Source organism: Salinibacterium sp. AL4.1, from assembly GCF_059767305.1.
The window spans coordinates 662,937-672,572 of record NZ_JBSOQK010000001.1 but is presented as its reverse complement, the minus strand read 5'-3'; the positions used below and the strand labels follow the sequence as shown (position 1 = coordinate 672,572).

General features: G+C 62.5%; 12 protein-coding genes and 1 tRNA gene. 8 read left to right on the top strand and 5 right to left on the bottom strand.

Going from position 1 to position 9,636, the window contains the following annotated elements; translation table 11 throughout:
* Positions 1 to 16: 16 nt before the first annotated feature.
* The 4 genes from ACWTV3_RS03300 to ACWTV3_RS03285 all read left to right on the top strand — a co-directional run bounded on the left by ACWTV3_RS03300 (position 17) and on the right by ACWTV3_RS03285 (position 3,261).
* Positions 17 to 1,381 carry a glucose-6-phosphate dehydrogenase gene (locus ACWTV3_RS03300; protein ID WP_498477933.1) on the top strand — a complete coding sequence of 455 codons (1,365 nt, stop codon included), beginning with the start codon at positions 17 to 19 and terminating at the stop codon, positions 1,379 to 1,381.
* Positions 1,378 to 1,869: an SRPBCC family protein gene (locus ACWTV3_RS03295; RefSeq protein ID WP_498476825.1), complete on the top strand. Its 492-nt coding sequence runs from the start codon at positions 1,378 to 1,380 to the stop codon at positions 1,867 to 1,869. The genes ACWTV3_RS03300 and ACWTV3_RS03295 overlap by 4 nt, the downstream gene beginning before the upstream one ends.
* 100 nt (positions 1,870 to 1,969) lie before the next feature.
* On the top strand, positions 1,970 to 2,413 hold the full coding sequence (locus ACWTV3_RS03290; RefSeq protein WP_498476823.1) for a VanZ family protein: 444 nt from the start codon (positions 1,970 to 1,972) through the stop codon (positions 2,411 to 2,413).
* Positions 2,410 to 3,261, top strand: coding sequence for a DUF3097 domain-containing protein (locus ACWTV3_RS03285; RefSeq protein ID WP_498476822.1), 852 nt, complete (start codon positions 2,410 to 2,412; stop codon positions 3,259 to 3,261). The genes ACWTV3_RS03290 and ACWTV3_RS03285 overlap by 4 nt, the downstream gene beginning before the upstream one ends.
* A 16-nt stretch (positions 3,262 to 3,277) precedes the next feature.
* On the opposite strand, the gene ACWTV3_RS03280 is transcribed toward ACWTV3_RS03285, so the two are convergent.
* Positions 3,278 to 4,204: an LLM class F420-dependent oxidoreductase gene (locus ACWTV3_RS03280; RefSeq protein WP_498476821.1), complete on the bottom strand. Its 927-nt coding sequence runs from the start codon at positions 4,202 to 4,204 to the stop codon at positions 3,278 to 3,280.
* A 168-nt stretch (positions 4,205 to 4,372) separates the two neighbouring features.
* Here ACWTV3_RS03280 and ACWTV3_RS03275 point away from each other — a divergent pair, with 168 nt between their 5' ends.
* The 4 genes from ACWTV3_RS03275 to ACWTV3_RS03260 all read left to right on the top strand — a co-directional run bounded on the left by ACWTV3_RS03275 (position 4,373) and on the right by ACWTV3_RS03260 (position 7,737).
* Positions 4,373 to 5,005: an ECF transporter S component gene (locus tag ACWTV3_RS03275; protein ID WP_498476820.1), complete on the top strand. Its 633-nt coding sequence runs from the start codon at positions 4,373 to 4,375 to the stop codon at positions 5,003 to 5,005.
* Positions 5,006 to 5,076: 71 nt separating this feature from the next.
* Complete coding sequence (locus ACWTV3_RS03270; RefSeq protein ID WP_498476819.1) at positions 5,077 to 6,441, top strand: ABC transporter ATP-binding protein; 1,365 nt, start codon at positions 5,077 to 5,079, stop codon at positions 6,439 to 6,441.
* Positions 6,438 to 7,193 (top strand): energy-coupling factor transporter transmembrane component T family protein, encoded by a 756-nt coding sequence (locus ACWTV3_RS03265; RefSeq protein WP_498476818.1) that lies wholly within the window; start codon positions 6,438 to 6,440, stop codon positions 7,191 to 7,193. Before ACWTV3_RS03270 ends, ACWTV3_RS03265 begins: the two co-directional genes overlap by 4 nt.
* Positions 7,183 to 7,737 carry a nucleoside/nucleotide kinase family protein gene (locus tag ACWTV3_RS03260; protein WP_498476817.1) on the top strand — a complete coding sequence of 185 codons (555 nt, stop codon included), beginning with the start codon at positions 7,183 to 7,185 and terminating at the stop codon, positions 7,735 to 7,737. Before ACWTV3_RS03265 ends, ACWTV3_RS03260 begins: the two co-directional genes overlap by 11 nt.
* Here the strand turns inward: ACWTV3_RS03260 and ACWTV3_RS03255 are convergent.
* From ACWTV3_RS03255 to orn, 4 genes are all read right to left on the bottom strand, one after another.
* Positions 7,734 to 8,324 carry a hypothetical protein gene (locus ACWTV3_RS03255; protein ID WP_498476816.1) on the bottom strand — a complete coding sequence of 197 codons (591 nt, stop codon included), beginning with the start codon at positions 8,322 to 8,324 and terminating at the stop codon, positions 7,734 to 7,736. The two genes, ACWTV3_RS03260 and ACWTV3_RS03255, sit on opposite strands and share 4 nt — an antisense overlap.
* Before the next feature lie 70 nt (positions 8,325 to 8,394).
* The gene (locus ACWTV3_RS03250) at positions 8,395 to 8,745 is read right to left on the bottom strand and encodes a metallopeptidase family protein (RefSeq protein ID WP_498476815.1); all 351 of its coding nucleotides are present in this window, start codon (positions 8,743 to 8,745) and stop codon (positions 8,395 to 8,397) included.
* Between the two features lie 125 nt (positions 8,746 to 8,870).
* Positions 8,871 to 8,946: transfer RNA gene (locus ACWTV3_RS03245), tRNA-His, on the bottom strand.
* A 46-nt stretch (positions 8,947 to 8,992) separates the two neighbouring features.
* A complete protein-coding gene (gene orn / locus ACWTV3_RS03240) occupies positions 8,993 to 9,613 on the bottom strand; it encodes an oligoribonuclease (RefSeq protein ID WP_498476814.1) in 621 nt (206 codons plus the stop codon).
* Positions 9,614 to 9,636: the final 23 nt, after the last annotated feature.

Genomic DNA, 9,636 nt, shown 5'->3' with positions numbered 1-9,636 from the left:
GAGCAGAGAGCGCATGATGACGGCACGCATTGACACCCTGATCATCTTGGGAGCGGGCGGCGACCTCACGTCGCGACTGCTGCTGCCCGGCCTGGCATCGTTCTTGGCGAGCGATCAGAGCCAGCCACTGACGCTCATTGGGGTAGACCGCCAAGAAATGGATGACGCAGCCTGGCGCAACCGAGTGACGCAGTCATTCGACGCCATCGCTTCGCTCGCAGCCACCGCCGTGGCCAACGCGGCGCACTACGTTCAGGCTGACGTTACCGATGCCGAGCAACTGCGTGAATTGATCGCGTCGGGCTCCGGCCGGGTAGCGCTGTACTTCGCTCTGCCGCCCGCGATTGCTCAGAAAGTTGTGGCAGTGCTGGCGACGCTCGAGCTCCCCGAGGGGATCGTGCTCGCGCTCGAGAAGCCATTCGGCACTGACGAAGCGAGCGCTCGCGACCTCAACCGCATCCTGCAGACGATCGTGCCCGAAGAACAAGTTTTCCGAGTCGATCATTTTCTCGGCAAGTCAACGGTGCTGAACCTATTGGGGTTGCGCTTCGCCAACCGAATCTTCGAGCCGCTGCTGGCGGCCCCGAACGTGGCAAAGGTCGAGTTGATCTTCGATGAGGCGCTCGCTCTTGAAGGGCGTGCGGGGTACTACGACCGTGCTGGCGCGGTCGTTGACATGATTCAGAGCCACTTGTTGCTCGTGATGGCGCTGACGGCGATGGAGCCGCCGGCAAGTGTGAGTTCCGAGGATCTCCGTGGCTCGATGGCCCAAGTGTTGCGCGCCACTCGTGTGCAGTCGGTGGATGGCACGTGCGCCCGCCGCGCCCGCTATACAGCGGGAACAATCGGCGATCGCAACCTTCCGGCCTATGCGGATGAAGACGGCGTCGATTCCGAGCGAGGTACCGAAACTCTGGCCGAAGTCACGCTCGAGATCGACAACTGGCGGTGGGCCGGAGTTCCCTTCGTATTGCGTTCGGGCAAGGCTTTGGGCGATTCACGGCAAGACATCGTGATCACTTTCGCGCCCGTGCCTCACCTGCCCCGTGGCTTGACGGGCAGCGCTGAACCCGCTCAACTCACTATTTCGATCAAACCGGCGACGCTCTCCCTCGACCTCATCGTCAACGGTGAGGGAGATCCCTTCACTCTCGATCGCACTCAGCTGAACACCACCCTCGGCGACGCCGCAATGAGCGCGTATGGCGAGGTAATCGCGTCGTTAATCGATGGCGATCCGGTGCTCTCGGTTCGGGGTGATGTTGCCGAACAGTGCTGGCGCATCGTGGCTCCAGTGCTTGAGGCCTTTCGTGCCGATCAGGTTCCGTTGGAAGAGTACCCGGCAGGCTCCGGTGGCCCCGCGAGCTGGAGCTCGGTGTGAGCGCCACCGTGCGCGGCGTAACCGCCCGGGCCACGGCGCGTACTCGAGCGAGCGCCAGGCAGGCGTACGACCTTTCTGGTCCGCTCGACCCCACCCAGTTTTACCCGCGGTTCGGGCCGCTGCCCGCCGTCGTGGCGGTGCTGGATCAATCAGGGGAGTGGGACACGATTGGCCGCACCCGTCGCCTCGTTCTCTCCGACAGCGGTCATGTCATCGAGACAATTACCGACACCGAAGTTCCGGGGCTTTTTGCCTACGAACTTACTGATTTTCAACGACTGTTCGGGATGCTCGTCTCGGGTGCTCGTGCGGAATGGCGTTTCGATGACAGCACCAACGGTGCGCGCATCTCATGGAGCTACACCTTCTTCGCTAAACCGGCCAGACGCGGAATCGTGTGGCTCATAGTGCGGCTGTGGTGGGGGCGTTACATGCGCCGCGTCTTGCCGCCCATCGCTCGCGAGATTGAACGGCTGGCAGCACAGTAGCGACGTCAGTTATCGAATCGTTGCGATAAAACGAGCCGTTCACACCCTGCACGCACCATTCTCACAACTTGCGCGGAGATGGGCTTGTGAGAATGTTCGTATGTTCCGATCGAGATTCGCAGTCGCTGCCGCAGCAGCGCTGTACTTCGCCGCTCTGGCGAGTCTCGCATTCGTCATCGCTCCGGGCAGCGACGGTCGTTTCTGGCTCTGGACCACCGTGGCATTCATCCCGGTTGGAGTCTTTCTTGTGGGCATGTTCGGCCGCCGTCGGTGGTGGGCCGCTCTCGCTTTCAGCATTGTTGCCGCGGCGTGGCTTGAAGCAGCACAGACGGTGTGGATGCCCGCGGGCTACGCCGCCGTCGTCGACATCCTTCTGGCGAGCATCGGTGCCGCCATTGGCGTCTCTGTTGCTGTTGCGGTGGCTGTGTCGCGTGAACACTCGGAGCGGCCAGCACCGCGCACGGCGCACGCCGCCACCAACCTCGCGACCTCTCGTCGCGCCTCCGCCAGCAAATCGGCGGCACCGCTTAACCTCGATCGGTGACTGACGACCGCTACTCCCACGACGTTCTCGCCGACTTCAGCATTCAACGCGGCCCGAAGATTCTCCCGAAGGTGCCGATCGAACGCGACATGGTCGTTGAGGTTATTGCTGACGGCTACGTGGGAGCGCTCGTCCGATTCACTGATGGCCTCATGGAACTTGAAGACCGCAGCGGCCGTTCCCGCGCCTTTCCACTGGGAAGCGGCTATCTGATCGATGGCGTACCCGTCGAGCTGGTGAAGCCCCTGCCGAAGGCCGGTGCCGCTGCCGCTCGCAAGACCGCATCGGGCTCCTTTGCGGCGCCAGAGCAACGCGCTCGCACCGCTCTCGCGAGCCGCATCTACGTGGAAGGTCGCCACGACGCCGAACTCGTTGAGAAAGTGTGGGGCGATGACTTGCGCGCCGAGGGAGTCGTCGTCGAGTTCCTCGGTGGCATCGATGACCTCGAGAAGATCGTCGCCGACTTCGCGCCCACCTCCGAACGCAAGCTGGGAATCCTGGTCGATCACCTTGTTCCTGGATCGAAGGAGAGCCGCATTGCGGAGGCGGTGGGGCGCGGCAAGTACGGCACGTACGCGCTCGTGGTGGGGCATCCATTCGTGGATGTCTGGCAAGCGGTCAAACCCCAGAGCCTCGGTATCGCCGCGTGGCCAACAGTGCCCCGCACGATTGAGTGGAAGCACGGCATCTGCGAAGCCTTCGGCTGGCCGCACGAGGATCAGGCGGATATTGCGCGCGCGTGGCAGTTCATCCTCTCGAAAGTGAAGAACTTTGGCGACCTCGAACCGGAACTATTGGGTCGAGTCGAGCACTTGATCGACTTCGTGACGGTCGACCAGGAGGCGTAGCTAGCCCGCGGCTGCTTTAGTCGAGCTGAGGGATGACTTCGCGCGCGAGGAAGTCGAGCTGGTCGAGATCGTGGAAGTCCATGACTTGAAAGTAGACGCGGGTAAAGCCGAGGGCTTTCAGCTCGGAGATCTTGTCGACGACTTCGCTTGCAGTTCCGGCGAAACCGCCGTGGCGTAACGCATCGGGGGTGCTGTTGGCGGCGGTAGCTCGAGCGTCGATCTGAGCTTCGGTAGCGCCGACGGCCGTCGTCCCGGCGATCGACAGCACAAGAGTCGCGGGGTCGCGGTCGAAGTGCTCGCACGCGGCGTGAACGCGGTCGATGCGTTCTTTGAGCGGCGCGATGGTGGCGAAGCCAGCGTTGTACTCGGCCGCAAACGTGGCGGTGAGCGCCGGTGTGCGGCTCGGTCCACTGCCGCCGATGATGATCGGCAGCGGATTCTGCACCGGCTTCGGCAGCGCGGGGGACTGGCTCAGCTGATAGTGCTTGCCCTCATACGAGAAGGTCTTTCCGGGGTCGGTACGCCAAATGCCCGTAATCACGTCGAGCTGCTCTTCGAGCATCCCGAACCTCTTCGCCGGAAACGGGATGCCGTAGGCGGTGTGCTCCTTTTCGAACCACCCGGTGCCGAGGCCGAGTTCGATGCGCCCGCCCGACATGTCGTCGACCTGAGCCACCTGAATGGCCAGAATGCCCGGATGCCGGAAGGTTGCCGACGACACGAGGGTGCCGAGACGAATGGTCGAGGTTTCACGCGCGAGACCGGCCAGCGTGGTCCAAGAATCTGTCGGACCGGGCATCCCACCGTTGCGGTCATCCATCGTCAGGTAGTGGTCAGAACGGAAGTAGCCCTCGAAGCCGAGCTTCTCTGCCGCGTGCGCCAGCGCGAGCTGATCGGTGTAGCTGGCGCCGTTCTGAGGTTCGGTGAAGATGCGGAAGTCCATACCCCGAGCCTATTGATGATTAGACTGGGTGGCGAACACGGGAGTCCGGTGAGCCGGGCTGAGAGGGAGCTTCTCCAAGCTTCGACCGTCGAACCTGATCTGGATCATGCCAGCGCAGGGAGCAGACACTCTTGAAACCCGTGCCATTCACTAGTGAAAGGCACGAAAGTGACCACAACAGCATCATCCTCGTCCACGTCCAGCTCGCTGAAGCCAGGAATGCGGTTTCGGTGGCGCGTCATCGACATCGTCGTAGCCAGCGTGATCGGCGTCGCGAGCGGATTGATCTTCGTCGTGTGGAACGTCGCATCCTCTCCCGCCCTGGCTCCGTTTGCGGCGCTGCTGCCGGGACTGCAGGCCATCGGGGGCGGGTTCTGGCTGTTCGCCGGTGTGCTTACGGCGCTCGTCATCCGCAAGCCTGGTGCCGCCATTTATGGCGAGATGGTCGCGGCATCCGTCTCCGCGCTTATCGGTAACCAATGGGGCGTACTCACCCTCGTGAGCGGGTTCACTCAGGGAGTGGGCGCTGAGATCGTCTTTGCCGCCTTCCTCTACGCCAACTGGCGCGCGAGCGGTGCGATTCTCGCAGGAGCGGGCGCCGGCCTCGCGATGGCCATCACTGACCTGCTGCTCTGGTACCCCGGATCAGCGCTGCCGTTCATCATCATCTACACGGTCGCTGCCGTCGTCGGCGGAATGATCATCGCCGGGCTGCTCTCCTGGCTCGCCACTCGCGGTCTTGCTGCCACCGGAGCGCTCAACCGCTTCGGTGCCGGTCGCGAGATTGCGAAGCGGGTCTGACCCCCACTACGCCTGCTGGCGTTACCGTCGAAGGATGGGGGTGGCGCCACTCCAGCAGGCTTGCGTGGGCGGTGCGAGGTCTCGACCTGCGCATCGAACCGGGCGAACGCGTACTGCTGCTCGGCGAATCCGGTGCCGGAAAATCGACGTTTCTGCACGCCCTCGCCGGGGTTGTCGGTGACGACGAAGGGGAATCCGAAGGCTCACTGCTCGTGGATGGCCAGCATCCGGCAGCTATGCGTGGTCGCACCGGGCTCGTCATTCAAGACCCCGATAGCCAAGTAATTCTGGAGCGCGTCGGTGACGACGTGGCGTTCGGTTGCGAAAACCTCGGCGTGCCGCGCGACGAGATTTGGCAGCGGGTGCGTCACAGCCTCGACCAAGTCGGGCTCGACGTTGCCCTTGATCGCTCGACTAGTGCGCTGTCGGGCGGGCAAAAACAGCGCCTGGCGCTCGCCGGTGTGCTCGCGATGCAACCGGGGCTCATCGTGCTCGACGAGCCCACCGCCAACCTCGACCCCGCTGGTGTCACCGAGGTTCGGGATGCTGTGATTCGAGTTGCTGAAGCGACCGGCGCCACGATCGTGGTCGTCGAGCATCGCGTGTCGGTGTGGAGCGATGTCGTCGACCGCGTCGTTGTACTCGCGGCTGGCGGGGGAGTCATCGCCGACGGAGCACCCGCCGACGTACTGTCACGCCAGGGCAAAGAACTGGCAGCACGCGGGGTGTGGATACCGGAGTTTCCGCCGCCGCGCCCCGAACGTCGCACTCGCGGCGAGCAGCACACACGGCTGACAGCAGAACGCCTCGCCTTCGGACGGGCGAAGAAAGCACTCGGAGTGCCGTTTGATCGCGAAATTCTGAGCAGTCATGCGCTCGCCATCACCGGGGCCAATGGCGCCGGCAAATCCACGCTCGCGCTGACACTCGGCGGGTTACTCGCGCCGGTGGACGGTGCTGTGGTCGCGAGCTCCGCACTCGCGGCCGGCGCGGGCGAGCATCCGATTCGCTGGAAATCCCGGGAGCTACTCACCCGCATCGGCACCGTATTTCAAGACCCCGAACATCAGTTCTTGACGAGCACGGTGCGCGCAGAGCTCGAAGTCGGCCCGCGGGCTCTTAAGCTTTCGACTGGCGAGATGAGCGACCGAGTGGATGAACTGCTCACGCGATTGCGCCTCGACCGGCTTGCCGAAGCCAACCCCTTCACACTCTCGGGCGGTGAGAAACGTCGCCTCAGCGTCGCCACAGCGCTCGCTACGCGCCCCCAAGTGCTCGTGCTCGACGAACCCACGTTCGGCCAAGACTCGCGCACGTGGAGCGAACTGCTGGCTCTGCTGGCCCGCCTCGTGGATGTCGGCAGCAGCGTCATCGCGGTCAGCCACGACCTCGAATTCGTCGATGCGCTCGCAGACTCTACGGTGGTGCTCAAATGATCCCCATCGCGGCCGTGAATCCCGTGGCCAAACTCGGAGCCGGGCTCATCGTGAGCCTCTTCCTCATCGTCACGATCGACTGGGTTTCAGCGACGACAGCTCTCGTGCTCGAGCTCGTGATCATTTCCTTCATGGGCATCGAGCCGAAGCGCTTGTGGCTGCGAACGCTGCCGGTCTGGATCGCGGCGCCCCTGACGGCGCTCACGATCCTGCTCTACGGGCGCTACGAAGGCGAGGTGTACTTCGAGTTCCTGCTGATCAGCATTAGCGACGGTTCGATCGAGCTCGCTCTCGCGACGTTGCTGCGGGTGCTCGCGATCGGCCTACCCGCGGTGGTGCTCTTCATCTCGATTGACCCCACCGACTTCGCCGATGGTCTTGCTCAGCGGTTGCGCCTTCCCGATCGTTTCGTTCTCGGCGCGCTCGCAGCGGTACGGATGGTCGGCCTCTTTCTTGAGGACTGGCGCTCGCTTGAGCTGGCCCGTCGCGCTCGCGGCGTCGCCGATCGCGGAAGGCTCCGCCGACTCGCCGGGCAGGCGTTCGCCCTGCTCGTGCTGTCGATTCGGCGCGGCAGCAAGCTCTCTATTGCGATGGAAGCTCGAGGTTTTGGCGGCTCTCAGCCGCGCACCTGGGCGCGGGAATCACGTTGGGGGGCGGCGGAGTGGCTCACTCTGCTCGTCGGGCTTCTGGTGGGCATCACCGCTACCGTGGTTGCTGTGCTCACGGGAAGTTGGAACCTCATTGTCAACTAAACCCTCACCGCTTAAGCACTCACCGCTTCTGCCATCGCCGCTTCTGCCATCGCCGCGGTGGCGCTGTCTGATCGACGGCCGCTCCGGCTCGGGCAAGACCGAGTTGGGCCGAGCGATGGCGGCCGTGTGGCCCGAAATTCAGCTCATCAAGCTCGATGACTTTTACCCGGGCTGGGATGGTCTGGATGCCGCTAGCGCCCTTGTGCCGCGCATCCTCACCCAATTGCGGTGGCAAGAATGGAACTGGGCTACCGATTCGCCCGGAGGCTGGCACGAGCTCGATGGCGATCGCCCCATTGTGGTCGAAGGGATCGGATCACTCAGCCGTGCCTCCCAGCCGTTGGTCGATCACAGCATCTGGGTTGATCTCGACGATGCCTCCCGCAAGAAGCGCGCTCTCGATCGCGACGGCGACACCTACGCCCCACACTGGGAGCGGTGGGCGCGCCAAGAAGAGCGCTTTATGGCGCGCGAGAACCCGCGAGAATTGGCCGCCGAGATCGTCGATGGAACCGACATCTCGCGCTGGTTCACCCGTCGCTAGCTGGTTTTATTCCAAGTCTGCACGAGGTCAAAGCCGCGCGGGTTGACCGTCATCACGTCAGCTTCACACGTGATGATGAGGCCAACGACATCATCGAAGTCGCTGCGTGGGATCGTGTACGCGAGTTCTTCGACGGGCTCGTCAGCGATCGTGGCTGATGTCTCAACGGTGTAGTCCGAGACATCCCAATCGCGGGGGATCGCAACATCCACATTGATCAGAGCCTCGCCATTCACTGTGCCGGTGTAGGACTGCGTGATCGTCATGATCTGGTCCTTTTTAGGCTCGGCGGTAATCGTGAACACGAGGTCGGAGTCAATCGTGACGGCGCCCTCGCTTCCCCAGGTGAGGGTCTGGCCGCCGCTGGGCTCAACGGCCTTGGCGGGAACGTCTTCGGAGGGGAGTTCTGCAAGCAGCTTCTCAGAGAGATCGGCGGTGTCGAGCGACCACGTGTGACCCATCGCGCACAATTCCATAGCCGTTGGCGGCTCGCTGGTATCGGCGGGTTCGATCAGTGCGCAACCAGACAGCACCAGCAGTGCGGCGGGGGCCATCAACAACGCACTCGCGCGCTTGCTCGAAATCATCAATCCTCCTGAGGTTCGTGACACTCACGAAATCCTACGCGGTTGCGGCCGCAAGACTGCTCAACGACAGCTAGGCCCAGCCGAGTTCGTGCAATTGCTCGTCGTCGATACCGTAATAGTGGGCGATTTCGTGCACGAGAGTGATGTGAATCTGCTCTTTTAATTCGTCGAGCGACGCACTCACTGCAAGGAGCGGTTCACGAAAGAGGATGATGCGATCGGGCAGTTCGCCGAAGCCGTACTGGCCGCGTTCCGTAAGAGCGACGCCGTCATAGAGTCCCAGCACCGAAAGCGAGCCGTCTTCGGGGCGATCTTCGGTCACGAACACCACGTTGTCGAGGCCGTCAACAATCTCGTCAGAAAGCGCATCCAAGCCTTCGACCACGAGCGCTTCGAACTGTTGCTCGTTCAGATTCTCCATGAATACACCTTGCCAGCCGTGACAGCCGGGGGAGGCCCGATAGTCAGAGAACTGATGAATTGGGGCTTAAATAAAACAGTGGCTTGGCTGTGCGTGAAATCACGCGTGCCAAACCACTGTTTTCTTGGGGTGAACGACGGGGCTCGAACCCGCGACATCCGGCTCCACAAGCCAGCGCTCTACCAACTGAGCTACGCCCACCAAGGTTGTTTTTCGCCTTGCGGCGATAAGCAACTCTACAAGTGTATTACAGTCGCGAGGCGAATCCGTCCACTACGTCAGCAGAAATTGCTTGAACCTGCTCTGTAGTGGGCCCTGGCTCGCTGACAAACACTGCTTTTCGGTAGTAATCGAGCTCGCGGATCGATTCCAAAATATCTGCCAGAGCGCGGTGACCACCGTTTTTGTCGGGGGCGTTGAAGTACACGCGCGGGAACCAGCGCTTAGAAAGTTCTTTGATCGACGAGACATCGACGCTGCGGTAGTGCAGGTGAGTGTCGACGCTTGGCATGTATTTTGCCAAGAACGTGCGGTCGGTGCCGATAGTGTTGCCGGCCATCGGAGCGGTGCGCGCGTTCGGTACGTACTGCAGGATGTAATCGCTCACGGCGGTTTCGGCTTCAGCAAGCGAGACACCAAGCGGCATCTCTTCGATGAGGCCGCTTGAGGTGTGCATTGCGGTAACAAACTCACCCATGTTGGCGAGAGCTGCCTCGCTGGGCTTGATGACGATGGTCATGCCTTCGTCAACGGGAACCAGGTCGTAGTCGGTGATCACCACCGCAACTTCGACGAGTTCGTCGATTTCGACATCCAACCCCGTCATCTCGCAGTCGATCCAAACCAGATAATCAGCGTGTGATGCCATGAATCGATTCTACCGCCGAACAG

Excerpts from the sequence above, each read along its gene's own strand:
- orn (WP_498476814.1), bottom strand. The coding sequence starts at position 9,613 with ATGGCATCACACGCTGATTATCTGGTTTGGATCGACTGCGAGATGACG.
- ACWTV3_RS03255 (WP_498476816.1), bottom strand. The coding sequence starts at position 8,324 with ATGATTTCGAGCAAGCGCGCGAGTGCGTTGTTGATGGCCCCCGCCGCA.
- ACWTV3_RS03265 (WP_498476818.1), top strand. The coding sequence starts at position 6,438 with ATGATCCCCATCGCGGCCGTGAATCCCGTGGCCAAACTCGGAGCCGGG.
- ACWTV3_RS03250 (WP_498476815.1), bottom strand. The coding sequence starts at position 8,745 with ATGGAGAATCTGAACGAGCAACAGTTCGAAGCGCTCGTGGTCGAAGGC.
- ACWTV3_RS03300 (WP_498477933.1), top strand. The coding sequence starts at position 17 with ATGACGGCACGCATTGACACCCTGATCATCTTGGGAGCGGGCGGCGAC.
- ACWTV3_RS03280 (WP_498476821.1), bottom strand. The coding sequence starts at position 4,204 with ATGGACTTCCGCATCTTCACCGAACCTCAGAACGGCGCCAGCTACACC.
- ACWTV3_RS03290 (WP_498476823.1), top strand. The coding sequence starts at position 1,970 with ATGTTCCGATCGAGATTCGCAGTCGCTGCCGCAGCAGCGCTGTACTTC.